We start from the raw sequence: 24,915 nt of genomic DNA on the forward strand, positions 1-24,915 counted from the left end.
TCAAAGGTCAGGATGGAGGGACTTCCAGCAGCAGGCCCAGCTCGTTCATCGGGGACTGTTCCTGCTCCAGGTCGGCCTCGCTGAGCGGGTGCTGGTCCAGCCATGCGGCGGGAAGGGTCAGGCGCAGGCGCTGCGCGGTGGCCGCCAGCTGCATCTGCGGCAGCGATTCGGCGCGGCGCGCACGCCGGAACAGCACGGCCAGGCGCAGCAGGGCGGTGATGTAGCGGGCCAGCTGGCGATAGCGCGCGGGCAGCGCCATGAAGGTGGCCTTGTCCGGCTTGCGGCGATGCGATTCGACAATGGCCGCCAGCAGCTGCTGTTCCTGCCGTGAGAAACCGGCAAGGTCGGCGTGACGAAGAATGTACGCACCGTGGTGGTGGTGCTGGCTGTGCGCAATCGCCAGGCCAATCTCGTGTACGCGGGACACCCACGAAAGCCACTCGCGTGCCTCGCTGTCCAGCTTCCAGATACGTGCGATCTGATCGAACAGCATGAGTGACGTCGATTCGACGCGACGCGCCTGTGCGCGATCGACGCCATAGCGCGTGGCCAGTGCATCGATGCTGGCGGTGCGCGGATCGGTGCCGCCTGCGCGGCCCAGCAAATCCCACAGCAGGCCTTCGCGCATCGAGCTTTCGCAAACGCGCAGGCGTTCGATGCCCAGTGCCTCGAAGGCCGCTTCGAAAATCACCACGCCGCCGGCAATCACCGGCGCACGATCTTCAGCCAGTCCCGGCAGCCTGAGGGCACCGATCTGCCCCTGTTCGATCAACGCATCACGCAGCAACGCCAGCGAGGCGGGCGTGATGCCATCGTCGGAAAACCGCATGGCCTGCACTACCGAACCAATCGCCTTGGCCGTGCCCGAGGAACCAAAGGCCTCGACCCAGCCCGATTCCCGGTAATCCTCCGCAAACTGCTGCAGCAACACGCCGATCTCGTTGTTGGCGCGTTGCCAGCGCTTGCGATTGAGCTTGCCGCCCGGGAAGAAGCGCAGCGTCGATGCAATGCACCCGGCCTGCACGCTTTCCGTGTGCATGGGCGCGAAACCGCGACCGATGATGAACTCCGTGCTGCCGCCGCCCACGTCGATCACGAGGCGGCTTTCGCGGGACGCATGCAGATCGTGCGACGCGCCAAGGAAAATCAGGCGGCCTTCTTCGCGGCCTGAAACGATTTCCACGGGGTGGCCCAGCGCGGCCTCGGCGGCCGTGAGAAACGATTGCGGCGCAGCCAGGCGACGCACGGTGTTGGTGGCCACGGCGCGCACACGGCTCGATGGCACCCCGGCAATACGCTGGCCGAATCGTGCAAGGCAATTGAGCGCGCGGGCGCGGTGTTCGGCGTCCAGCGTGCCGTCAGCGCGCAGGCCCGCAGCCATGCGTACGGTTTCGCGGAGTCGATCGATCACGCGCGGCTCGCCGTGTTCCACGCGCGCCACCACCATGTGATAGCTGTTGGAGCCCATGTCGACGGCAGCGATCAGTTCGCCGTCCTTGATCTGGATCTGATCGCCTTGGCTCATGCGGGGCTCGTTCCGGGCTGCAGAGCGTGAATTCTCTCACGCGGGAACCGGGTCGAGTAGCACGGATTTCACCCGCGCTACAGCGTGCCCGGCGTCAGTTTCGCCAGCAGCCATTGCTGCGCGCTGTGCGGCGGTTGATCGCCGGGTTCTGCCCGGGTATAGCGGCCGTCACCATCCAGCCGCCACGCGTCGGTGTTGTCGGCCAGATAGTTTTGCAGCGTTTCCTCGTACACGCGCTGGGCGAGGGCGGGATCGAGAATGGGGAAGGCCACTTCGATACGCCGCTTGAGGTTGCGCTCCATCCAGTCTGCGCTGGCGCAATAGATTTCCGGCGAGCCGTCGTTGCCGAACCAGTACACACGACTGTGTTCCAGGAAACGACCCACGATGGAGCGCACGCGAATGCGGTCGGAAACGCCAGGCAAACCGGGGCGAAGCGTGCATGCGCCGCGGACGATCAGATCGATTTCCACGCCCGCCTGCGAGGCGCGGTAGAGCGCCTGGATTACCTGTGCTTCGTTCAATGCATTGAGCTTGGCCACGATGCGGGCCGGGCGGCCGGCTTCGGCATGCGCCGTTTCGCGCTCGATTTTTTCCAGCACGCTGCGATAGAGCGTGAAGGGGGAATGCAGCAGGTGTTTCAGCTCGATCACCGGGCCGAGGCCCGAGAGCTGCTGGAACACCTTGTGCAGGTCCTCGCCGATGCCCGGGTTGGACGTCATCAGGCCGATGTCGGTGTAGCTGCGGCTGTTCGACTGGTGGTAGTTGCCGGTGGACAAGTGCACGTAGCGACGCAGCACCTCGTCTTCCCGACGCACGATCAGCAGCATCTTGGCGTGCGTCTTGTAGCCCACCACGCCATAGACCACCTGTACACCGGCTTCCTGCAGGCGCGTGGCCAGCCTTATGTTGGCTTCTTCGTCGAAACGCGCACGCAACTCGATCACCACGGTGACGTCCTTGCCGTTGCGTGCCGCTTCCACCAGCAGGTCGACCAGTGGCGTGTCCACGCCGGCCCGGTAGAGCGTCTGCTTGATGGCCAGCACCGATGGGTCCTGCGATGCCTGGCGCAACAGGTCGACCACGGCGGCGAAGGATTCGTACGGGTGGTGCAGCAGCACGTCGCGCTGGCGAAGTATTTCGAACTTGCAGCGCTTGCCGTTGAAGGCGGCAGGCAGCTGCGGAATGAACCGCGGGAACTTGAGATCCGGGCGGTCCAGGCCATCGTAGATGGTGCCGGCACGGATGATGTTCACCGGGCCATCGCAGCGATAGACGTCCGTTTCTTCCAGCTCGAAGTTGGCGATGAGCATGGCGACGATGGCCTTCGGGCAATCGTTGCCGATCTCCAGCCGGACGGGACGCGCATAACCGCGTCCAATCAGCTCCTCGCTGAGCGCGCGGGCAAGGTTGTCTACCTCGGCTTCCTCCACCATCAGCTCGCTGTTGCGCGTGACCCGGAACTGGTACGAGCCAGCCACCTTGAAGCCGGGGAACATCAGGTCGACGAAGCCCTGCAGCAACTCGGCGAGAAAGATGTAGTGCACACCGCCATCGCAGACTTCGTCCGGCAGGCGAATGATGCGCGGCAGCGAACGCGGTGCACGCACCAGCGCCATGTGGCCTTCGCGACCAAAGGCATCGCGCCCCTTCAACACCACGGCGATGTTGAGCGTCTTGTTGAGGATGCGCGGAAACGGATGTGCGGGATCGAGTCCCAGCGGTGACAGCACCGGCAGCACTTCGTTTTCGAAATAACCCTTCAGCCACAGCTTCTGGCGTGCCGTCCAGTTGTCACGCGTGAGGAAATGGATGTTCTCCGCATCCAGCGCCGGCCGCAGTTCGTGCTGCCAGATGTCGTACTCCTGCGCCACCAGGTCGAGCGCGCGCTTGCGGATGCGCGTGAGCAGGTCGCCCGAGGAAAGGCCGTCCGGCCCCGGCGCAGCCGATCCAAACATGTGGTGATGCTTGAGCATCGCCACGCGCACCTCGAAGAATTCGTCGAGGTTGTTGGCCACGATGCTCAGGAAGCGCAGTCGCTCCAGCAATGGCGTGCGTTCATCGCGCGCCTGCGCCAGCACACGGAAGTTGAATTCGAGCGCCGCCAGTTCGCGGCTGAGGTACAGCTCGGGGGCGGCTCGGTCGAGGACGGGCGAGGGAGTGGCTGGCTTGCGACGCATCCGGACATTCTGGCTGATACCGCGCTTTGTTACATGGCGCAGTGCCGCGTAGTGTGACGGACGTTCAGCTGGACGGAAGGGAGCGCGCAAGGCGTCCCTTCAGGCTTATTCGGGGTCGCAGGTGCCGGGAGCCAGCAGGCGTTCGCTGCTGAAGCCGCAGGAGAACGTGGAGCCCTGGCCGGGTTCGCTCTGGATGTCCAGGCGGGCCTGATGCAGGTTCAGCACGTGCTTGACGATGGACAGGCCCAGGCCCGTGCCGCCGCTTTCGCGCGAACGGCTGGACGAGACGCGATAGAAGCGCTCGGTGAGACGTGCCAGATGCGATGCCGGAATGCCATAACCCGTGTCGCTGACGGAGTAGGTGGCGCCATCGCCCGTGCGACGCCAGCGAATGGTGATGCGGCCGCCCGTGGGCGTGTAACGCACGGCGTTGCTCACAAGGTTGGAGAACGCGCTGTGGAGATCCTTTACGGAGCCAAGCAGGTCGGCTTCGGCGGTGGATTCCACGATGATCTGGTGACGGCCCTGGCTCAGTGCTTCCGCTTCCTTGCGGATGGTGGCGAGCAGCGGCGTCATCTGCACGCGCTCGTCCTGCACGTGCTCCTGCGTTTCAAGGCGCGAAAGCGTGAGCAGGTCTTCCACGATCTGGCCCATGCGCTTGGACTGCGCGCGCATTTCGTTGAGCACGGGCGCAAGTTCCGGCACGTCTTCCGGATCGATCAATTCAAGGTAGCCGTGAATCACGGTCAGCGGCGTGCGCAATTCATGCGACACGTTGGCCACGAAGTCGCGGCGGATCTGTTCCAGTCGCGTGAGGTGGCTGATGTCGCGCGCCAGCAGCAAACGCTGGCGACGACCGAAGGGCAGCAACGTCACGTTGATATGGCGATTCGGATGGCCCGGCGCGGCGACGTCGTTGAGCGGTTCGCGTGCACCTTCGCGCAACCATGTCGCGAGCTCGGTGGTGCTCAGGCGTTCGTCGAGGTGCGCGCCGCGGTCCTGCGGGCGGCGCAGGCCAAGCAGGTCTTCCGCGGCGTGATTGAACCAGCGCACGTGCTGCTCGTTGTCGAGCAACACCACGGCGTCGGGCAGACTGCCGGCGGCGCTGCGCAGGTCGCGGAGACTGGAGGCAATTCGGCGGGAGCGCGTCATGAAACGGTCATGCTTGAGTGATGTCAGCGTCGGATCTTGCGTCATCATGAGTTGCGCTTGATGACGGATTCGGGTCAATAAAAAGACGATTTCGACGATGGCAACCAGCGCAAAACCCGTCGCGACATGACCTCCCGCAAGCCATCCAAGGACGGCGCCCACAAGCAGTCCGGCGATGAGCACGGCCGGCAGCTTCCAGGAGCGGTCGAAGGTGGTTTGCATGGGAAGTTCGTCAGTCGCGCCGGGCTGGCGGAGCGCCAGCATCGGCAAAAGCCTGCGTTCCCGCAATAGGGACGTTAGACGCTGGCGGAGAAGCGGTAGCCCGCACCGCGCACGGTCTGCACCATGTCATCGAGCTTCCATGGTTCGAGCGTTTTGCGCAGGCGACGGATATGGACGTCCACGGTGCGTTCTTCCACGTACACGCTGCCGCCCCACACGTGGTCGAGCAGCTGTGCGCGCGAGTACACACGCTCGGGGTGCGTCATGAAGAAATACAGCAGGCGATATTCGGTGGGTCCGATGGTCACCGGCTCTTCGCCAGCGAACACGCGGTGCGCCGGACCGTCGATGCGCAGGCCGCCCAGCTCCACCATGCCCGAACCATCGTCGCCCTGGCTGCGGCGAAGCACGGCCTTGATGCGGGCCACCAGTTCACGGGTGGAGAAGGGCTTGACCACGTAGTCGTCCACGCCGGCTTCCAGGCCGTTCACCCGATCCATCTCCTCGCCGCGCGCGGTGAGCATGATGATCGGGACTTCCCGGCTCAGCTCTTCCTTGCGCAGGCGACGTGCCAGGTCCAGACCGCTGGTCCCCGGCAGCATCCAGTCGAGCAGGATGAGATCGGGCACCTGCTCGGCGATGGCCAACTGGGCGGCCCGCGCGTCGGCGGCGTGGATGGCGTCCATGCCGGCCTTGCGCAGGGCAAAGGCGACCATGTCGCGGATCGAAGCTTCGTCTTCGACAATCAGGATGCGCTTGTGCACGCGTTAAGTCCGCTGGGGAGGGGTATGACGCAAATATTGCAACGGCACAATGTTACGTCCACATGACATTTCACGTCGCAACAACATGACGACGTGATTTTCCTGGCTTGAAAACGACATCAACGCCCGTTGTTGGTGGCGCTAAAGCACAGTCGGCCCTGGCAATTTTCCCGATTTTGCAGCTGCTGGCTGCGGCCATCCGGATTGTCATCTGTCTGCACGCGGCGCTTGCGCAACTCCATCACCAGCGGGGTGAGGTCGTTGATGCGGGCCTGGATGCGTGCGCGGGCGTAGTAATCGAGGTCGGGCCGCTGCAGCAGTCGCTTGAGCTGCTCCATGGCATCGAACGGGCGGCCGGAAAGGTAGGACGCGTCCGCGTACGCTTCGCCCGACCGTATCGGATCCCCGGCCTTGTCCGCGGCGATGGCGTAGGTGCGGTACAGCTCCGGCTCGTCGTTGTTGTCCAGCATCGGCATCAGCATGACGGCGGCCTGGCGGGCGTCGTCCTGGCTGCCACCCTCGGTCAGCGCCTTGGCGTAGCCCATGGCAATGGCGCGATTGCGCGGGGATTGCTGGTTCAGGGCGGTGTAGATGGCCAGCGCATCCTGGCGTCGCCCGGCCTGCAGCTTGGCGTCCGCCATGGCCAGGCTGATGATCTGGCTGTCCGGATGTGCGGTCAGGATGGGTTGCAGCTCTTCGACGGCCTTGCTGCCGCGGTTGCTGCGGATGAGCGCGAGGGCGTAGCCGTAGCGATTGGAAGCCGTATCGAAGCCGCGCTCGGTCTGCAGGTTGTTGGCGTAATAGGTGGCCAGCTGCCCCGCGTCACCAGACAGGACGCGTACTCGCTCGCGCATGAGCAGGTAGGTATCGAGTCCGCTCTTGGCATCGCGGCTGGCGATGGCCGTCGGGTCCTTCACGAAGGCGATGGGAGCCGTGCTTTTTTCCCACTGGGTCTTGTCCAGCGTGGACGTGTTGGGGCGTTGCTTCTGGGCGTTCACCAGCGCGGTGGCACGGGCCTTCGCGTCGCTGATGCGGTCCATGGTGACCGGGTGGTCCTGCAGCAGCGCCGGGACGTCGCCAATATCGCCGCCCGAACCGACGCGCAGCGTGTCTTCCATGCGCCCGAAGAACGAGGCCATGGCGTTGGGGTCGTAACCGGCATTGGCCAGCGTCTGGATGCCGGCACGGTCGGCTTCGATTTCGTCCTTGCGGGTGAAGTTGATCTGGCGCTGCATCAGCAGGCCCTGGCCGCCCATCAGGATGGCGCCCGCCGCATCGCCGACGCCGGCGCCGCCAGCGGCAATGGCGCCCAGGAGGATCAGCGCCATCAACGGCGTGTCCTTCTTCGACGCCTCGAACGCGCGCTCCAGGTGGTTCTGCGTGATGTGGCCAATTTCGTGGGCAATCACGCCGGCCAGCTCGCTTTCGCTGCTGGTAATGATGATCAGGCCTGAATTCACCGCGATGTAGCCGCCGGGGGCGGCAAACGCATTGATGACGTTGTCCTTGGCGATGAAGAAGGAGAAATGCTCCTTGGGCTTCTCGCTGCCGGCGACCAGGCGATAACCCAGGTCGTTGATGTAGTCGTCCAGCATGGGGTCGTCGACCACCATGTCCAGCGCGCGCATCTGGCGAAGCATGGCCGCGCCGTAGTCCTGTGCTTCCTGCGGGGAAATCAGGGCGTTGGCCGAGCTGCCCAGGTCAGGTAGGCGTACGTCCTTGTCCTGCGCGGCCGCGCCGAAGGTCAGCCCGGCGCAGAGCATGGCCGTCAGGAGGCGGGTGGGTGTGAGGCGGCTCATGGGCGTCCTGCCCGCAGGCTTGGCGTGGTCATGGATTGTGTTTTCGTAGGTCCACCCGGAACGGCACCTGTCCAGCCCGTGGCCGGGGAAACAGTCCGTCTCCGGTCGGGGCGTGGTGCCGTGTGCTTAGGTCAGCGACAATAGCATTAGTGACACCGGCTTACGGTGTCAGTTCACCTGCTTTTACGGTTGTTTACAGTGCCTGCGACCCCATGTAGGGCTGGCGTAGGGTTCCTGAGTTTTCCGGAGTGTGTCGTGCCCAAGATTGAGGTTTATTCCACCGCGGTATGTCCGTACTGCGTATCTGCCAAGAACCTGCTCAAGTCCAAGGGACTGGAGTGGAGCGAGGTGCGTATCGACCTCGATCCGTCGCAGCGCGAGCTGATGCTGGCGCGCAGCGGCGGCCGTCGCACGGTGCCGCAGATTTTCATCAACGATCATCACGTGGGCGGATTCGACGACCTGGTCGCCGCCGACCGCAGCGGCAAGCTGGCCGAACTGCTGGAGACCAATGCATGAGCAACCCCACGGACCAGGCCGGCAAGGACCGCGTCGCTGAATTCACCGCGTTCCGCCATCGCATGAACGAGCGCATCCTTTCGGAGGACAACCAGGTTGTCCGTCGGTTTTTTGCGCTCGATACGCAGACCTACAAGGCCGGCGCGCTGGATGTGAAGACCAAGGAACTGCTGGGCCTGGTGGCATCCATGGTGCTGCGCTGCGACGACTGCATCAGCTACCACGTGGCGCAGTGCAAGGAAGCGGGCGTGACCCGCGAAGAATTTTTCGAAACCTTCAGCGTCGGCCTGGTGGTGGGCGGTTCCATCGTGATCCCGCACCTGCGTCGTGCCGTGGATTTCCTGGACACGCTCGAATCGGGCGAGGGCGCTACGGCGGCGGATTGCGCCAGCCACGCCTGAGTTTGACCGTCGGGGCGGCCTGCTCTTGCCGCCCCGTTGACGCATGCGAGTTTATTCAATTGTGCATGCGAGGATTTGCAACGGGCGCCATGCCCTGCGGTATGGCCGCGTGACGCCGCATCGGGGATAATTGACGGGATTTATAGCCCTGTCGTACCCCGCTTCAGGGTTGCTCGATTCATATCCCAAGGAGTGTCCCCATGAGCAAGACCATTGCCGTGATTCCGGGCGACGGTATCGGCCCCGAGATCATGAACGCCACGCTGCGCGTGCTCGACGCCCTGGACTGTGGCCTGTCCTACGAGTTCGTCGATGCCGGCATGGTCGCGCTGGAGAAGAGTGGCGACCTGCTGCCGCAGCCGACGCTCGACGCCATCGCCAAGCACAAGGTGGCCCTGAAGGGCCCGCTGACCACCCCGGTGGGCGGCGGCTTCACCTCGATCAACGTCACCCTGCGTCGTCACTTCGACCTGTACGCCAACGTGCGTCCGGCGATCAGCTTCCCGGGCACCAAGGCGCGCTTCGAGAACATCGACATCATCACGGTGCGCGAGAACACCGAAGGTGCGTACCTCTCCGAAGGCCAGACCCTGTCCGAAGACGGTGAAACCGCCATCTCGATGGTGCGCAACACGCGCAAGGGTTCCAGCCGCATCGTGCGTTACGCCTTCGAACTGGCCGTGAAGAAGGGTCGCAAGAAGGTCACGGCCGTGCACAAGGCCAACATCATCAAGACCGCGTCGGGCCTGTTCCTGAACGTGGCGCGTGAAATCGCCAAGGAATACCCGCAGATCGAATTCAACGAGATGATCGTTGACAACGCCTGCATGCAGCTGGTGATGAAGCCGGAACAGTTCGACGTCATCGTCACCACCAACCTGTTCGGCGACATCCTGTCCGACCTGTGCGCCGGCCTCGTCGGCGGTCTGGGCCTGGCCCCGGGGGACAACATTGGTACCGAAGCGGCCATTTTCGAAGCCGTGCACGGCTCGGCGCCGGACATCGCCGGCAAGGGCGTTGCCAACCCGTGCGCGCTGCTGCTCGCCGCGGCCGACATGCTCGATCATCTCGGCATGGTGGAGAAGGGCGACAAGGTGCGTAACGCCATTCGCGACACCATGACCAACGACCGCGACAGCGTCACGCCGGACATCGGCGGCAAGGGCACCACGTCCAGCTTCGGCGACGCCATCGTCAAGCGCGTGAAGGCCTGATAGCCACCCGGCTTGAGAGCAAAAAAAGCCCCTCGAAAGAGGGGCTTTTTTTTATGGTTCAGGCTGCCTTTTGCGCCGCTGGCTTGTAGCTGCCGGCCGGTGTCTGGAAGGCGATATTGATGCGATTCCACGCGTTGATCATCCCGACCAGCATGGTGAGGTTGAGCAATTCTTCTTCGCTGAAGACGCCGCTTGCACGCGCATAGGTGTCATCGGATACACCGTGCTCGCCCAGGCGTGTCAGTGCCTCGGCCCATTCGAACGCCGCACGTTCGCGTTCGCTGTAGAACGATGCTTCGCGCCAGCCTGGCAGCACGTAGAGGCGTTGCTCTGTTTCACCTGCGACACGTGCATCCTTGCTGTGCATATCCATGCAATACGCGCAGCCGTTGATCTGCGAGACGCGCATCAGCACAAGGTGCACCAGTGGATGTTCCAGGCCGCATTCGTGCAGCGCGGCGCTGTAGTCGAGCAGCGGCTTGAGGCCCTGGAAATGCTTCATGATCGAAAGACGCTTGGACATGACGAACTCCTTGGAAGTCGGCCACCGTGGCCGTTCATGACAAGGACGTGCCAGGGCGAGGATTCGTGACAGCTTCCAGCCGTGCAAGTTTTTCCGGGTTGCGCAGGGCGTGAATGCTGGTGATGCGCTCGCCGTCCGTCTCAATCCAGGCAACGGTGGCGAGCCTGGTGTTCACCCATGTCAGCAGTGCGGGCGCGCCATTGATCCACTGCAGCCGGTGTGCGATGTCGTACCCGCGATAACGGCGGGCAATGATGGCGTACAGCCGCACCAGGCGTTCGCCGCCTTGCAGCGGACGCAATGTCGCCGTGGCCTTGCCACCGCCATCGGCAAGATGCACGGCATCTTCGGCGAACAACGCGCGCAGCGAATCCACGTTGGCGCTTTCCAGTGCGTCCCGGAATTTTTCGAGCAGGCGGCGTTGTGTATCGGGGGAGTGGGTGAAGCGCGGGCGCCCCTCGCGCAATCGTTGCCGTGCACGGTGCACGCGCTGGCGGCAGGCATCTTCACCTATCTGCAGCATGGCGGCGGTTTCCGCGTGGCTATAGTCGAACACTTGGACCAGCAGGAACGCGGCGCGCTCTTCCGGGCTCAGCCGTTCCAGCAGCGCAAGGAAGGAAAGATTGAGGCTTTCGACACGCTCCAGCTCTGCCTCGGGCTGTTCCGTTTCCGCGATCAGTGGCTCGGGCAGCCAGGGGCCGGTGTAGTGCTGGCGCTCGGTTTTCGCGCGGCGCAGGCGATCCAGCGAGAGGCGCGTGGTGACCGTGACCAGCCACGCCTCGGCGTCGTCCAGGGCGGTTGTGTCCTGCTGGTGCCAGCGCAGCCATGCATCGTGGAGCACGTCTTCCGCATCGGCCTGGGTGCCGAGCATCCGGTACGCCAGCCCTAGCAGGCGTGGGCGGTGCTTCTGGAAGGTTTCAGTGGCGGCGTCCATGGCGTTCTCCAAAGGGAAGACACTTCATGGACGTGCAGGCCCGGCAATTCGTGACAGCTCAGCGGAAGAACGGCCAGGGCGCCAGGAAGATGATCCAGATAAGCACCAGCATGCCGATGTACTTCACGGTGCGAAACAGCTTGGGGTACTTCTTCTTGAAGGCGCGGTTGCGATCGCGGCTGCGCTGGTTGAGCGCGAACACGCGGTTGACGAAGCCGGTCTTTTCTTCCGGCGATTCGGTGTTCGGCGAGGCCGTGATCTTGCCCATGAAGGCGCCGACGCGATGGTTGATCGCGTTCATGAAGCGCGTGCGCAGTGGGCGCTCCACGTCGGCGAACAGGATCACGCGGGTCTGGTCGGTGCGGTTCTCCGCCCAGTGCACGTAGGTTTCGTCGAACACCACGTCCTTGCCATCGCCCCAGCTGTGGATCTCGCCATCGACAAAGATGCGGCACTCTTCCGAGTTCGGCGTGATCAGGCCAAGGTGGTAACGCAGCGAACCGGCGAACGGATCGCGGTGCGGATTGAGCTTGCTGCCCGGCGGAAGCAGGGCAAACATCGCGGCCTTCACGCTGGGAATGGAGTTGAGCAGCTCCACTGTTTTCGGGCACAGCGTTTCGGCCGACGCCAGGGGTTCGCCGTACCACTTCAGGTAGAAGCGCTTCCAACCCTGCTTGAAGAAGCTGTTGAAGCTCGCGTCGTTGTTCTTCTCCGCGGCGCGAATGTAGCCCTCGTCGAACAGGTGCAGGGCTTCTTCGCGAATGGCCTGCCAGTTCGCCTGCAACAGATCGAGCTGCGGAAAACCGCGGCGGTCCAGGATCGGTTTTGCCGGCACGGCCGAGAAGGCGTACATCAGCAAGTTGTACGGTGCGAATACCGCCGAGTGATCCACCAGCTGGCGGTCAAAACGCAACCTGGCCCGCCCGCGCAAATGCACCAGCAGCACGCACAGTGCGAACAGTGCGAACAGGATCAACAGCACGAGGCGCGGGGCGAGGATCATGGGCGAGGCGCGGTCAGAACGGAAACCACCATTCTACTCCCTGACGCGACGCCCGCCCGGGCGCCGATTCAGCGTGTGTGCGGATTTGCCCCATCAATGGCCGAGGACGTGAACCTCGCCGCCGCCCGGGCGATAGCTGCGTTCCAGTGATCGCTGCACGTAGGCGACAGCGCGTCGCACGGCGGAACGGGGCGCCTGTCCCTTGGCCAGTTCGGCGGCAATGGCGGAAGCCAGCGTGCAGCCGGTGCCGTGCCCTTCGATGGGGAGGCGGCGGTGACGCAGCTCCATCACGCCGCGTTCGTCGTAAAAACGATCGATCACGTGGCGTTCGTCCGAATGTCCACCCTTAAGCAATACCGCACGCGCGCCCAGGGCAAGCAGGGCTTCGCCGGCCTTGTCGAAATCCTTGGGCTTGCGCAGCTTGCGGCCCAGCAGGGCTTCCGCTTCAGGCAGGTTGGGCGTGAGCACGTCGGCGAGTGGAATCAGTTCGTCCACCATCGCCTGCACGGCATCTTCGTCGAGCAGGCGGGCGCCGCTGGTGGAAATCATCACCGGATCGACCACCAGCCAAGCGGGCTTTCGTGCCTGCATGTCCTTGGCCACCAGCTTCGTTACCGAGGCACTGCCGAGCATGCCGGTTTTCACGGCGCCGATCGGGAAATCGTCGAAGACGGCATCAAGCTGGCTGCGGATGTGCTTCAGCGGAACCGTGTGCACAGCGGTGACGCCACGCGTGTTCTGCGATGTGATCGCGGCAATCACCGACAACCCGTGCACGCCGCGGGCATGAAAGGTCTTCAGGTCAGCCTGGATGCCCGCACCGCCGCCGGAATCGGAGCCGGCGATGGTGAGGGCGATGGGTGGAGATGTGTGGGGCATGATTCCGGCAGTTCAATCAGGTGGTGGCTTATCGTAATGACGCGGGCGCGTCGCTACTGGATTCCGGCCTGCGCCGGAATGACGATCAGGAGCGAACGTTTCAAATGTGCCGTCATCCCGGCGTAGGCCGGGATCCAGTCACAGCAACGTTGGGTAGAGATCACGCCATTCCGGGTTTTCGCCTTCAATGAGACGAAGCTTCCAAGCACGTTTCCATTCTTTGAGGCGCTTTTCGCGAAGAATCGCCGACTCCATCGTTTCGTGAAGCTCATACCACACGAGTGCGTGAATACAGTGGCGAGACGTAAAGCCAGCGACAGCATCAGAGCGATGCTGCCAGACACGTTTGATCAAATCACTCGTGACGCCAACGTAAAGCGTGCCGTTTCGCTGACTTGCAAGAATGTAGACAGCGGGTTGTCGCCCATCCATGGCACACTCCAGAGCTCCTGGCCGGATGGCCAGGAGCTCATGGTGGCTTTACAACGCTTCCGACGCAAAATCCGCCAGTCGCGAACGCTCGCCACGACGCAGGGTGATGTGCGCCGAATGTTCCCAGTGCTTGAAGCGATCCACCGCGTAGGTAAGGCCCGAGGTGGTCTCGGTGAGGTAGGGCGTGTCGATCTGCTCCACGTTGCCGAGGCAGACAATCTTGGTGCCCGGGCCAGCGCGCGTGATCAGCGTCTTCATCTGCTTGGGCGTGAGGTTCTGCGCCTCGTCGATGATCAGGTAGCGCGACAGGAACGTGCGACCACGCATGAAGTTCAACGAACGGATCTTGATGCGCGACGCGAGCAGGTCGTTGGTGGCCTGACGTCCCCAGCTGCCACCTTCTTCCGGGTTGGCGAGCACTTCAAGGTTGTCGGTGAGTGCGCCCATCCACGGCGTCATCTTTTCCTCTTCCGTGCCCGGGAGGAAGCCGATGTCTTCGCCAACCGATACCGTGGCACGCGTCATGATGATTTCGCGGTAACGCTGCTGGTCCATGACCTGGGCGAGGCCCGCGGCCAGTGCAAGCAAGGTTTTGCCCGTGCCCGCAGTGCCAAGCAGGGTGACGAAATCCACATCGGGGTCCATCAGCACGTTGAGCGCGAAGTTCTGTTCGCGGTTGCGTGCCGCAATGCCCCAGACGGCGTGGTTGGAGTGACTGTGGTCGTCCAGCAGCACCAGGGTGGCCTTGACGTCGTCCACGTGGAGCACGCGAAGCTCGACGCTGTTCTCTCCGGGAAGAAACAGGCATTGATTGGCGTACCAGTCTTCGTCGTCGCGGCGATCGAGCTTGTAGAACGTGCGACCGCGCTCGTTCCACGATTGCACTTCCGGATGCTTCTCCCAGAAATCTTCCGACAGTTCGGTCGATCCGGTGTAGAGCAGGGTGAAATCATCCAGCGCGCGATCGTTCTCGTAATCCTCCGCGTGGATGCCGTAGATCTTCGCCTTGATGCGAAGGTTGATGTCCTTGGTAACCAGCACGACCGAACGTTCGGGGTTCTGGTCGCGCAGTTCGATCACCGCGGACAGGATGAGGTTGTCCGCCTTGCCGTGACCGTTGGTGGTTCGCTGCTGGAAATACAGGCGGCCGACGCCAGAGCCGCGTTTCAGATTGACACCTTCCGGATTGGCCAATTCCAGTCCGTTGCTGATGCCGTGCCCGTTGCCGCGTTCGATCAGTTCATTGAGGAAGCGGCTGACCTGGCGGCCGTTGCGCGAGACTTCCGAGGCGCCTTTCTTCTTCTCGTCGAGTTCCTCCAGCACCGTCATGGGAATGAAGACATCGTGCTCTTCAAAGCGGAACAACGAGGTCGGATCGTGCAGCAACACATTGGTGTCGAGAGCGTAGATGCGCTTGCTTCCGGTCATACGGAAGAAACCTCTTGGGCGTGCGAGGTGGATGAACCACGGCATGCGGCATGCCGCGGGGACTCGGCCAATCTGGCCGGTTTGCCATGCACGCCGGCGGATGCCCATCCCGAAGGACGGGCAGCGGCATGGCGAAAGGTGCGATGACGGGTCACTTGGCGGGGATGGCGTCGAGCACGGCCTGGGCGTGTCCGGTGACTTTCACGTTGCGCCATTCCTGGGCCAGCCTTCCTTCGGGATCGATCAGGAAGGTACTTCGTACGACACCCATGTGACGTTTTCCATACAGCACCTTCTCGTGGATCACGTCGAAGGCGGTGCACCAGGTCTCATCAGGGTCCGAAACGAGCGGAAATGGCAGCTCCTGCTTGGTGGCGAAGTTCGCGTGGGACTTCACCGAATCGCGCGACACGCCGATGACCTGCGCGTTGCGCTTGTGGAACTTGGGGTAGAGGTCGCGGAAATCCTTGGCCTCATTGGTGCAACCGGGCGTGCTGTCCTTCGGATAGAAGTACACCACCACCCACTGGCCTTTCAGGCTGTCGAGCTTCAGTTCGCTGCCGTCGCCTGTGGTGCCTTTGAGTTTGGGGACTTTCTTGCCAACTTCGGGCATGGGTTCTCCTGCGAAGCCGTCGCCGGCTTCGGCTGAATGCGGTGGAGCAAGGGGAACGGGGCAGCGGAGACGGGCGGAAGGGCGATGGCAATGCGCCCTGTGATCGGTGCGCCTCGCCCCGCTTGCTGCATGCATGCCTCTCCGGTGCTGCCCTCGGGGACAGAGACTAGCGCGTGCGGCGAGGAATGACAGCCCTTGCAGGAGGCTGCCTCAGAGAGCATGCTCAAAAGCCCGGCAGACTCGCCGGAAAATCCGGTTTTTGCGCCGTGGCGCGGTGCTTAGAACTTCACCGGATCCATGATGGCATCGAGGTTCAGGCCATCGCAGAATTCCAGGAAATCATCACGCAACGCAGCGATGTGCGTGGCTGCGGGAATGCCGATGGTGATCTGCGCCTGGAACATGTCCGCGCCGGTTTGCATGGCCTGGTAGCGCAGCGAGCTGAGCTGCTCGATGACGATGTCGCGACGGTCGAAGAAGTCGATGATCTTCACCAGGATGCCGGGGCGATCCGCCGAGATCACCTCGATGAGGTAGGGCAGCAGGTGCGAGTGATGCTCGCGCGGTCCCGTGCGGTAGAACGACAGTCGCAGGTCTTCGTCGCGGCCCAGCTTCGCGAGCGCCGTTTCCAGCTTGGCCACGGCATCCCACGAACCCGTGGCGAGCAAGGTGAGCGACGTATCGGCACCGAGCGCCGACACCCGGGCATCCGCCAGGTTGCAACCTGCTTCCGCAATGCGCTTGGCCAGCGTGAGCAGCGGGGCGCGGGTGGAAGGGGTGAGCGTCTGGATGAGCAGCTGATTGTCGCTGCCGGAGCGCGCGGGAGAACGATTCAAGGAGTTTCACCGGTGGCGGCCCCGCATGGACGCGAGGCAAGGCGTGTTCGTGCGAGCTTACTTGCCGCCGCCGGAGGGTCGCAAGTAAGCCCGCGGGCAGGCTTTGCCATGCAGGCGTCTGGCTTGCCGAGAGGCCAGGTCGTGACATTTTGCGATCGTTCGCCGCTGTTTTTCAGGACATGAATCGGCCAGTGGATTTTCAGGTGGAAACGGGCCTCCCTTTCCCCGCGGGGCGGCCGGTGAGCTGAATGCCGCGGGGTGGGCCTTCCGCCGGACGGCCCAAGTATTGGCGGCAGGGCCTTTTCCAGTAACATGCGGGGTTTGGTTTTCAGCCGGAGCTGGTCTTGGATATTCGCGGAAGCATCTGCGCGCTGGTGACGCCGTTTACGGCGGATGGCGCGGTGGATCTCGCGGCTTTCGGAAAGCTGCTGGATTACCAGGTCGATGGCGGCACCGAAGGTGTCGTCGTGGCCGGCTCCACGGGCGAAGCCCACATGCTGGAACACGACGAATACGAGCGCCTGCTGGCCTTCGCGGTGGAGCGCGTGGCTGGCCGTATTCCCGTTATCGCGGGTACCGGTGAAGCCGGCACGGCCAAGACCGTGACTCTCACCCGTCGTGCGAAAGACCTGGGGGCCAATGCGGCCCTGGTCGTTGCCCCTTATTACGTGCGTCCCACCCAGGAAGGCCTGCGTCGTCATTTCCTGGAAGTGGCCGATCACGGCGGCCTTCCGGTCGTGCTTTACAACGTGCCCGCCCGTACCGGTTGCGACCTTCTGCCCGCCACCGTGGCAGAACTGCGCGACCACCCGGGCATCGTGGGGCTGAAAGAAGCCCTGGGCACTGACGAGCGGATCCGCGCCATTGCGGAACTTGCGCGTCCGGATTTCGTCTATCTGTCCGGTGACGACGGCACGGCCTGCAAGGCCATGCTTGCGGGCGGTGCGGGGACGATCTCGGTGGTAGCCAATCTGGTGCCTCGCGCGTTTCGCATGTTGTGCGACGCCGCCACGGCGGGCGATCGCACGGAAGCCCTGCGTTGCGACGCGGCCCTGGCTCCGCTGGTTTCGGCGCTCAATTGCGCGCCGAATCCCATTGCGGTGAAGGCAGGGCTGCCGTCATTGGGGCTGGGGTTGGCGACACCACGCCTGCCCCTGGTTGAATTGGAGGATGGTCCTGACCGCGCGCAACTTCGCGAAGCGCTGGCAGGTCTGGCATCCTTGGCGAATGCGGCCTGATGTTTTCGGGCAACTGATACTCCTACGGAATCTGCTTACATGAAGAAATCCCCGCTTGTCGTGGCCCTGCCGGTACTGGCCCTGTCTGCCTTGCTGCTCTCCGGCTGCGGCATGTTCCGTTCGCAGAAGGCCTGGGAAACCGCCAAACAGGAAACGCCGCTGGAAATCCCGCCGGGCCTGGATACCCCGTCCACCAGCGCTGCGCTGGTCATTCCGGAACAGGGCGCCAACAACCCGACCTCCAACGGTGCCACGGCACGCGTGGGTGGCAGCGCCGCGCAGATCGCCGACGGCTTTGTGCTGAACGACAACGTCGACAGCACTTATCGTCGCGTGGGCCAGGCGCTGGAAAACGGCGACATCGGCCAGGTCGTGGCGCATGACGATGCCGCCCACACCTACACGCTGAGCGTGGTGGCTTCCGATCAGCCGACCGAGAAGAAGGGCTTCTTCAGCAGCATGTTCAATGGCAAGTCCAAGCAGACGGCCGATGCGCCGGGCGCGGCTCCGCACCAGGTGCTGCTGACCGTGGGCACCAGTGGCGAGAAGGCCAGCGAAGTGCGCGCGCAGGGCGATGCCGCGGCGGTGGCCAAGGTGGTCGACACCCTCAAGGGTCGCATGGGCGGCGGTTGATTCCGCGCCTCATGGCCAAACAAAAACGCCGCCCGAGGGCGGCGTTTTTTTGTGCACGAATCGCTTGGCCAGCAACCGCCTGGTGTGGGTGGTTGCCGCGTCAGCGCTGCAGCAGATCGAGCTTGTTGGGTTTGTTTTCCCATTCCTTGGCGTCAGCCAGGGCATCCTTGCGCTCGGTGATCACCGGCCAGCTCTTGGCCAGCTCCGCGTTCAGCGCCGTGAAGTTTTCCTGCCCGGCGGGCACGTCGTCTTCGGGGTAGATGGCGTTGATCGGACACTCGGGTTCGCAGAGGGTGCAGTCGATGCACTCATCCGGATCGATCACGAGGAAGTTGGGGCCTTCGTGGAAGGCGTCGACAGGGCAAACCTCGACGCAGTCGGTGTATTTGCACTTGATGCAGTTGTCGGTAACGACAAAAGTCATACGCTCTCGTGCCTGTCTTGAATGAGCCGGGGCCCGTGCCAGGCCGGAAGTGGCGCTCCCTACGAGGTTCGAACTCGTGTTCCCGCCTTGAGAGGGCGGTGTCCTAGACCACTAGACGAAGGGAGCGAAATGCACCGGAGCGCGCTAGTATAGCGAAATTGTCTCGCCCGGCAATGCCCTCGGGGCTTACGGACCGGCCGGGTGGACGCCATCGGACCCATGGGCTGATGGATGTGGAGGCGGCGGAATAACGCTGCGAATGATCGCTTTGAATGGCGCCATGCGCCTGCAAGGATCCAAACCGCTTGAATCACGACGCAAGGACCAACGCCACGCCTGCATTGCGCATCATTCCGCGCGAGCAGCATGTGATTTCGCGCAAGAACATCAGCAAGGCAGCGCTGCGCGTGCTTTACCGCCTTAATGAGGCCGGCTACCAGGCTTACCTCGTGGGTGGTGCCGTGCGCGACCTGTTGCTGGGCGGGCACCCGAAGGACTTCGACGTGGCCACCAACGCCACGCCCGACGAAGTGAAAAAGCTCTTCCGCAATTCGCGCCTGATCGGCCGCCGCTTCCGGCTGGCTCATGTGGTGTACGGGCCGGAAATCATCGAAGTGGCCACGTTCCGCGGCACGGGCGAGGAAGAAGGCGAGGGTGACCGCCACATCGTCGACGGCCGCATCGTGCGCGACAACGTGTGGGGCACCATCGAGGAAGATGCGATCCGGCGCGACTTCCGCGTCAATGCGCTGTACTACGACATCAGTGATTTCTCGGTGCGCGACTACGTCGGCGGCATGCAGGACGTGGAAAACCGCGTGCTGCACCTGATTGGCGACCCTGCCACGCGCTATCGCGAAGATCCGGTGCGCATGCTTCGCGCCGTGCGCCTCGCCGCCAAGCTGAATTTCCGTATCGACGCGAAGGCTGCTGCGCCGTTCGACGAACTTGGCCCGTTGCTGGCTGATGCCGCGCCGGCGCGCCTGTTCGATGAATCGCTCAAGTTGTTCCTTGCCGGCCACGGCCTGAAGAGCTTCCACATGCTCGAACAGACGGGCCTGCTGAAGTTCATGTTCCCGGCCACGGCGCGTGCACTCAAGCGAGGCGACAAGGCGCTGCGCTCGCTGGTCGAGCAAGGCCTGGCCAACACGGATGCACGCGTCGCCGAAGGCAAGTCGGTCACGCCAGCGTTCCTGTTTGCCGTGCTGCTGTGGGGCGAAGTGCGTGACCTGGCGCATACCTGGATGACCAAGGGCGTTGAGCCCGTGGCCGCCTGGGAGCGCGCCGCCACGCACGTCATTGCCGAGCAGTGCCAGCGCGTGGCCATCCCGCGTCGCTTCACTCTCACCATGGAAGAAATCTGGGCATTGCAGCCGCGGTTTGAGCAGGTACAGCGCAAACGCGTGTTCCGCTTGATGGCGCATCCGCGCTTCCGCGCCGCCTTCGACTTCCTGGTATTGCGTGCCGCGGAATCGCCCGCCGTTCGCGAACTCGGCGAGTGGTGGGCACATGCCCAGCAGTTGCCACATGAAACCCTGGCCGCTGCCTTGGCGGGTACGTCGTCGGGTGGCGGTAGCGAGGCTGGCGGTGTGCCGGCATCCAAGCCGCGCAAGCGTCGCCGTCGCAAGCCGACGTCGAAGGCTGGCAAATCGGACCCGGCGTGACCACAGCGTTCGTTGCGCTGGGAAGCAACCTGGGAGATGCGCGCGGCTATGTGCTGGGCGCATTCGACGCACTGGATCGCTTGCCGCAAACGCATCTGGTGGAGCGTTCGCCGCTCTACCTTACGCCGCCCTGGGGCGTGCTCGACCAGCCAGCCTTCGTGAATGCCGTGGCCCGCATCGACACCGCGTTGTCGCCGCACGATCTGCTCGACGCGCTGCTGCGTATCGAGCGCGAGGCGGGACGCGTGCGCGATGGCGAGCGCTGGGGGCCGCGCACGCTTGATCTCGATGTGCTGCATATGGAGGGCGTGACGATGTCGGACGATCGCCTGACCTTGCCGCATCCCCGTATCGCCCAGCGTGCCTTCGTATTGCAGCCGCTGAATGACCTGGCGCCTGATCTGCTCCTGCCCGGACAGGGTCGGGTAAACGACATGCTGGCGGCCATTGATGCCGCCGGTTGTGAGCGTTTGCCTTGAGCCTTTCACGTCCTGCGCGGGATAATCCCCGTCTGCTTCCGTTCTAGGAAACCCTCGTGTACGCGCAAAAAGCGAACGCTCCCACGCGCAAGCCGGTGACTGTGCCGGCGTTGCGGGCGATGAAGGCGGAAGGCCGCCGCATCGTCATGCTTACCTGCTACGACGCGAGTTTTGCCGCGCAGCTGGAAATGGCCGGCATCGACGTGGCGCTGGTCGGCGATTCGCTGGGCATGGTGATCCAGGGACACAAGAGCACGTTGCCGGTGACACTGGACCACATGGTCTATCACACCAGCATCGTGGCCCGCGGGCTCGACGCGACGCTGCTCGTTGCCGACCTGCCGTTCATGGCCGATCGCGACGTGGCACATGCGCTTGAAGCCGGTGCGCAGCTGGTGGGCGAGGGCGGCGCCGCGATGGTGAAAATCGAGGGCGCGTCGGCGCATATCCTCGAGATCATCACGGCATTGGCCGAGCGTGCCATTCCCGTGTGCGCACACCTGGGCCTGACGCCCCAGTCCGTGCACAAGTTCGGTGGATTCCGCATCCAGGGGCGTGCTCAGGAAGCGGCCGACCGCCTGGTGGAAGAAGCCAAGGCCGTGGAAGCGGCGGGTGCCGACCTCCTGGTTCTCGAAGGCATTCCCACCGCCCTGGGCGAACGCATCACGCGCGCCGTTTCCCTTCCGACCATCGGCATTGGCGCCGGCCCGCATTGCGATGGGCAGGTGCTGGTGATCCACGACATGCTCGGCGTCACGCCGGGCAAGCGACCGAAGTTCAGCAAGGATTTCCTCGCAGGACGCGACTCTGTGGCTGCGGCGATCGCGGCCTATGCCGAGGATGTGCGCTCAGGCGCGTTCCCGGCGCCGGAACATTGCTTCGAATAAGCAGCAGAGCAAAGCAGACATGCAAACAGTGCAAGACGCAGCGGCGCTGCGCGCCGTTATCCGCGGTTGGCGCGGCCAGGGCCTCACCGTGGGCTTCGTGCCCACCATGGGCAACTTGCACGCGGGACACCACTCGCTGATCAAGCTGGCGCGCGCCCGCGCCGATCGCGTGGTGGCCAGCGTATTCGTCAATCCCACGCAGTTCGGTCCGAACGAAGATTTCGAACGCTATCCGCGCACCCTGGTGCAGGACCAGGTGGGCCTGGCCGAGCAGGATTGCGATCTGCTGTTCTCGCCTGAAGTGGCCACCATGTATCCGTTTGGCCACGAGCACAGCGTAAGCATTCACGTGCCGCAGCTTACCGAGACGCTGGAAGGTGCCCATCGGCCGGGCCATTTCGATGGCGTCGCCACGGTGGTGTGCAAGCTGTTCAACCTGGTCCAGCCGGATCTGGCCGTGTTCGGCCAGAAGGATTTCCAGCAGCTCAAGGTGATCGAGCGCATGGTTCGGGACCTGTCGCTGCCCGTGAAGATCATGGCGGCGCCCACGCTGCGCGCCGACGATGGCCTGGCGCTGAGCTCCCGCAACCAGTACCTGTCGCCTGACCAGCGCGCGCTGGCGCCGCAGGTCTACGCCACCCTGCAGCAGATGCGCGACCTCATCGCCAAGGGCCATGCGTGGTCGGTGGTGGAGCAGGCGGCGGCCTCCAAGCTGGCCCGGGCCGGATTCGAGCCCGATTACGCCGCCATCCGCCGGGTCGAGGACCTGGCTGAGCCGGGCGACGGCGAAACCCAGGGGCTGGTGGCCCTGATCGCCGCCAGGCTGGGCTCCACCCGCCTGATCGACAACTTGCCTTTCGACTGACGCCCCCCATTTACGGCTTGCCGGGACTCATGTTGCGACGCGGCGTGTCCCGGCGGGATAATGGTGAGCTACGCGGGCTGTACCTGCCGGAAAATGAAGTCATGAACCTGAACATGCTCAAGTGCAAGATCCACCGTGCCACGGTGACTCACGCCGAGCTTCACTACGAAGGCTCCATCGCCATTGATGGTCTGCTGCTCGATGCCTCCGGCATCCGCGAGTACGAGCAGATCCATGCGTGGAACATCAACAACGGCAAGCGCTTCGTCACGTACGCGCTGCGTGCGGAAGAAGGCTCCGGCATCATCTCGGTGAACGGCAGCGCCGCACATCGTGCGCAGCCGGGCGACCTGATCATCATCGCCGCGTTCTGCCAGCTCTCCGAAGCGGAGCTGGAGCAGTTCCAGCCGACGCTGGTGTACGTGGACGCGAACAACGCGATCTCGCACACCAATCGCGCGATCCCCAAGCAGATGGCAGCTGCCTGATGCGACCGGCCCCGCCTTCGGGCGGGGCATGAGTGCGGTGCAACAATCTGCTGGCGCACGGTGCGAAAAGCTGCGTAAGATCGATCTCTCTCCGCAGAGCATGAGATCCCCATGTCGTCCGAGCGCCGTCCGTCCTTCCTGGCAGAACACGTCGACCGTCTGGCCGGCACGCACCTCCGAGAGTTGCTGAAGGATGCCGCACGCGGTAAACGCCTGCGGCATCGACTTGGGCCGGTCCTGCTGGACCTGAGCCGCCAGAAGCTGGACCTCGCGGCGCTGGATGCGCTGGGCGCGCACGTGGAAGCCACGAAGTGGCAGGCGGCGCGTGATGCCATGTTCTCGGGCGAAGCGATCAATACTTCGGAAGATCGTCCGGTACTGCACACGGCGTTGCGCGCATCGGGTTCAGAGTTGCCGTCGCCTGCGCCTCGCGCAGCGCTGGATGAAATCGCGCAGACCCTCGGCCGCATCGATACGCTGGTCAAGGCGGTAGAACTGGGCGACGCGAGTGCTTTCGGCGTAGCGCCGGGCATCACCGACATCGTCAACATCGGCATCGGCGGTTCGGATCTTGGTCCGCGCCTTGCCGTGCGCGCGCTCACGCCGTATCACGTGCCGGGCTTGCGCAGCCACTTCCTCACCAATGTGGATGGCCAGTCGGCGTACGAGCTGATGCATCAGCTCGATCCCAGGCGTACGCTCGTCATCGTGGTATCCAAGACATTCACCACGCAGGAAACGCTGCTCAACGGCAACGTGATGCGTGACTGGATCAGTCGCGCCTACAACGGCGACAAGAACGCTGTATCGCGCCACTTCCTGGCGGTGAGCGCCAATGTCGCGGAAGCCGAGAAGTGGGGTATTCCTGCCGCGCAGGTTTATCCAATGTGGGATTTCGTCGGCGGCCGTTTCTCGGTGTGGTCAGCCGTGGGACTCTCGCTGGCGTTGTCCATCGGCTCCTACAACTTCCATGAATTCCTGCGCGGCGCGGCGCTGGTCGATGATCATTTCCGCAGCGCGCCGTGGTCGGAAAACCTGCCGGTGCTTTTGAGCCTGGTGGAGTACTGGAATCGCGACGTGCAAGGTCGTGGCAGCCGCGCCGTGATTCCGTATGCGGATTTGCTGACCGACCTTACGTCCTATCTCCAGCAGCTGGAGATGGAAAGCCTCGGCAAGCAGGTGACCAAGCAGGGCAAGCCGGTGGAACAGCCGACGTCGGCCGTGGTGTGGGGCAGCGTGGGCACCAATGCGCAGCACGCGTATTTCCAGTCGCTGCACCAGGGTACGGATACCGTGCCGCTGGAATTCATCGGCATCGTGAAGCCCGCGCACGACCTGGTGGCCAATCACGAGGCACTGTTGTCCAACCTGTTGGCGCAGGCTGCCGCGCTGGCCTTGGGCAAAACCTTCGACGAGGCACTTGCCGAGGCGAAGTCGGGTTCGGAGGAAGCACGTCGCGTGCTTGCCGCGCAGCGCACGTTCCCCGGCGATCGCCCGAGCACGGTGATGCTGCTGGATGCGTTGACGCCGGAAAGCCTCGGCGCACTGATCGCGCTGTATGAGCACAAGGTGTTCATGCTTGGGCACCTGTGGGGTGTCAACGCGTTTGACCAGTGGGGCGTCGAATTGGGCAAGGCCATTGCGCGGCAGATTCTTCCCGCGCTGGAAGAGGGTGGGTCGAAGAACGCGTCGTCCTTCGATGCCTCGACGCAGGCCTTGATCGAAGCCATTCACGAGCGCCGCACGGCGCAGTAAACCGCAAACCTGTGGGAGCGCACCCTGTGCGCGACGAGCCTTGCGTCATCGCCAGATC

The 24,915-nt window shown here is 63.8% G+C and carries 25 protein-coding genes and 1 tRNA gene; 11 read left to right on the plus strand and 15 right to left on the minus strand.

Features of this window, described 5'->3' with window-relative positions; all coding sequences use genetic code 11:
- Window positions 1-7: 7 nt before the first annotated feature.
- From DK366_RS13745 to DK366_RS13765, 5 genes are all read right to left on the minus strand, one after another.
- The gene (locus tag DK366_RS13745) at window positions 8-1,525 is read right to left on the minus strand and encodes a Ppx/GppA phosphatase family protein (protein ID WP_109126121.1); all 1,518 of its coding nucleotides are present in this window, start codon (window positions 1,523-1,525) and stop codon (window positions 8-10) included.
- A gap of 77 nt (window positions 1,526-1,602) precedes the next feature.
- On the minus strand, window positions 1,603-3,705 hold the full coding sequence (gene ppk1 / locus DK366_RS13750; protein ID WP_109126122.1) for a polyphosphate kinase 1: 2,103 nt from the start codon (window positions 3,703-3,705) through the stop codon (window positions 1,603-1,605).
- Window positions 3,706-3,810: 105 nt separating this feature from the next.
- Window positions 3,811-5,079, minus strand: coding sequence for a phosphate regulon sensor histidine kinase PhoR (gene phoR / locus DK366_RS13755; RefSeq protein ID WP_109126214.1), 1,269 nt, complete (start codon window positions 5,077-5,079; stop codon window positions 3,811-3,813).
- A 74-nt stretch (window positions 5,080-5,153) separates the two neighbouring features.
- A complete protein-coding gene (gene phoB, locus DK366_RS13760; RefSeq protein WP_019465465.1) occupies window positions 5,154-5,843 on the minus strand; it encodes a phosphate regulon transcriptional regulator PhoB in 690 nt (229 codons plus the stop codon).
- 119 nt (window positions 5,844-5,962) lie between these two features.
- The gene (locus tag DK366_RS13765; RefSeq protein WP_109126123.1) at window positions 5,963-7,642 is read right to left on the minus strand and encodes a M48 family metalloprotease; all 1,680 of its coding nucleotides are present in this window, start codon (window positions 7,640-7,642) and stop codon (window positions 5,963-5,965) included.
- A gap of 255 nt (window positions 7,643-7,897) precedes the next feature.
- Here DK366_RS13765 and grxC point away from each other — a divergent pair, with 255 nt between their 5' ends.
- The 3 genes from grxC (at window position 7,898) to DK366_RS13780 (ending at window position 9,776) form a co-directional block, all read left to right on the plus strand.
- Entirely contained in the window at window positions 7,898-8,161 is a 264-nt protein-coding gene (gene grxC, locus DK366_RS13770; protein ID WP_109126124.1) for a glutaredoxin 3, read from the plus strand.
- Window positions 8,158-8,562: a carboxymuconolactone decarboxylase family protein gene (locus DK366_RS13775; protein WP_109126125.1), complete on the plus strand. Its 405-nt coding sequence runs from the start codon at window positions 8,158-8,160 to the stop codon at window positions 8,560-8,562. The genes grxC and DK366_RS13775 overlap by 4 nt, the downstream gene beginning before the upstream one ends.
- A gap of 200 nt (window positions 8,563-8,762) precedes the next feature.
- Window positions 8,763-9,776 carry an isocitrate dehydrogenase gene (locus DK366_RS13780; RefSeq protein ID WP_109126126.1) on the plus strand — a complete coding sequence of 338 codons (1,014 nt, stop codon included), beginning with the start codon at window positions 8,763-8,765 and terminating at the stop codon, window positions 9,774-9,776.
- 58 nt (window positions 9,777-9,834) lie between these two features.
- On the opposite strand, the gene DK366_RS13785 is transcribed toward DK366_RS13780, so the two are convergent.
- From DK366_RS13785 to DK366_RS13820, 8 genes are all read right to left on the minus strand, one after another.
- A complete protein-coding gene (locus tag DK366_RS13785) occupies window positions 9,835-10,299 on the minus strand; it encodes a carboxymuconolactone decarboxylase family protein (protein ID WP_109126127.1) in 465 nt (154 codons plus the stop codon).
- A 34-nt stretch (window positions 10,300-10,333) separates the two neighbouring features.
- Entirely contained in the window at window positions 10,334-11,233 is a 900-nt protein-coding gene (gene sigJ / locus DK366_RS13790) for an RNA polymerase sigma factor SigJ (protein ID WP_109126128.1), read from the minus strand.
- A gap of 58 nt (window positions 11,234-11,291) precedes the next feature.
- On the minus strand, window positions 11,292-12,236 hold the full coding sequence (locus tag DK366_RS13795; RefSeq protein WP_109126129.1) for an aspartyl/asparaginyl beta-hydroxylase domain-containing protein: 945 nt from the start codon (window positions 12,234-12,236) through the stop codon (window positions 11,292-11,294).
- Window positions 12,237-12,329: 93 nt separating this feature from the next.
- Window positions 12,330-13,115, minus strand: a complete 786-nt coding sequence (thiD, locus tag DK366_RS13800; protein ID WP_109126130.1) for a bifunctional hydroxymethylpyrimidine kinase/phosphomethylpyrimidine kinase — start codon at window positions 13,113-13,115, stop codon at window positions 12,330-12,332.
- 138 nt (window positions 13,116-13,253) lie between these two features.
- Complete coding sequence (locus DK366_RS13805) at window positions 13,254-13,547, minus strand: GIY-YIG nuclease family protein (protein ID WP_109126131.1); 294 nt, start codon at window positions 13,545-13,547, stop codon at window positions 13,254-13,256.
- A 48-nt stretch (window positions 13,548-13,595) separates the two neighbouring features.
- Entirely contained in the window at window positions 13,596-14,975 is a 1,380-nt protein-coding gene (locus DK366_RS13810) for a PhoH family protein (RefSeq protein ID WP_109126132.1), read from the minus strand.
- A 151-nt stretch (window positions 14,976-15,126) separates the two neighbouring features.
- Complete coding sequence (locus DK366_RS13815) at window positions 15,127-15,588, minus strand: peroxiredoxin (protein ID WP_109126133.1); 462 nt, start codon at window positions 15,586-15,588, stop codon at window positions 15,127-15,129.
- Between the two features lie 278 nt (window positions 15,589-15,866).
- Entirely contained in the window at window positions 15,867-16,385 is a 519-nt protein-coding gene (locus tag DK366_RS13820; RefSeq protein ID WP_232821055.1) for a glycine cleavage system protein R, read from the minus strand.
- Window positions 16,386-16,768: 383 nt separating this feature from the next.
- On the opposite strand from DK366_RS13820, the gene dapA reads away from it, so the two are divergent.
- Both dapA and DK366_RS13830 read left to right on the plus strand, forming a co-directional pair.
- Entirely contained in the window at window positions 16,769-17,662 is an 894-nt protein-coding gene (dapA, locus tag DK366_RS13825) for a 4-hydroxy-tetrahydrodipicolinate synthase (protein WP_109126135.1), read from the plus strand.
- Between the two features lie 39 nt (window positions 17,663-17,701).
- Window positions 17,702-18,295 carry a hypothetical protein gene (locus DK366_RS13830; RefSeq protein ID WP_109126136.1) on the plus strand — a complete coding sequence of 198 codons (594 nt, stop codon included), beginning with the start codon at window positions 17,702-17,704 and terminating at the stop codon, window positions 18,293-18,295.
- Between the two features lie 100 nt (window positions 18,296-18,395).
- Here the strand turns inward: DK366_RS13830 and fdxA are convergent, their stop codons facing one another.
- Window positions 18,396-18,719, minus strand: a complete 324-nt coding sequence (gene fdxA / locus DK366_RS13835) for a ferredoxin FdxA (protein ID WP_109126137.1) — start codon at window positions 18,717-18,719, stop codon at window positions 18,396-18,398.
- A gap of 50 nt (window positions 18,720-18,769) precedes the next feature.
- Window positions 18,770-18,845 (minus strand) — tRNA-Glu (locus DK366_RS13840).
- A gap of 179 nt (window positions 18,846-19,024) precedes the next feature.
- Between DK366_RS13840 and pcnB the strand changes: the two genes are divergently transcribed.
- The 6 genes from pcnB (at window position 19,025) to pgi (ending at window position 24,857) form a co-directional block, all read left to right on the plus strand.
- Complete coding sequence (pcnB, locus tag DK366_RS13845; RefSeq protein ID WP_109126215.1) at window positions 19,025-20,383, plus strand: polynucleotide adenylyltransferase PcnB; 1,359 nt, start codon at window positions 19,025-19,027, stop codon at window positions 20,381-20,383.
- Window positions 20,380-20,862: a 2-amino-4-hydroxy-6-hydroxymethyldihydropteridine diphosphokinase gene (gene folK, locus DK366_RS13850; protein ID WP_109126138.1), complete on the plus strand. Its 483-nt coding sequence runs from the start codon at window positions 20,380-20,382 to the stop codon at window positions 20,860-20,862. Before pcnB ends, folK begins: the two co-directional genes overlap by 4 nt.
- Before the next feature lie 56 nt (window positions 20,863-20,918).
- Window positions 20,919-21,749 carry a 3-methyl-2-oxobutanoate hydroxymethyltransferase gene (gene panB, locus DK366_RS13855; protein ID WP_109126139.1) on the plus strand — a complete coding sequence of 277 codons (831 nt, stop codon included), beginning with the start codon at window positions 20,919-20,921 and terminating at the stop codon, window positions 21,747-21,749.
- A 19-nt stretch (window positions 21,750-21,768) separates the two neighbouring features.
- Window positions 21,769-22,614, plus strand: coding sequence for a pantoate--beta-alanine ligase (gene panC / locus DK366_RS13860; protein WP_109126140.1), 846 nt, complete (start codon window positions 21,769-21,771; stop codon window positions 22,612-22,614).
- Window positions 22,615-22,715: 101 nt separating this feature from the next.
- Window positions 22,716-23,102, plus strand: a complete 387-nt coding sequence (panD, locus tag DK366_RS13865) for an aspartate 1-decarboxylase (protein ID WP_109126141.1) — start codon at window positions 22,716-22,718, stop codon at window positions 23,100-23,102.
- Between the two features lie 111 nt (window positions 23,103-23,213).
- Complete coding sequence (gene pgi / locus DK366_RS13870) at window positions 23,214-24,857, plus strand: glucose-6-phosphate isomerase (RefSeq protein ID WP_109126142.1); 1,644 nt, start codon at window positions 23,214-23,216, stop codon at window positions 24,855-24,857.
- Window positions 24,858-24,915: the final 58 nt, after the last annotated feature.

It is taken from the genome of Dyella sp. C11 (genome assembly GCF_003121485.1).
GTDB lineage: Bacteria > Pseudomonadota > Gammaproteobacteria > Xanthomonadales > Rhodanobacteraceae > Dyella.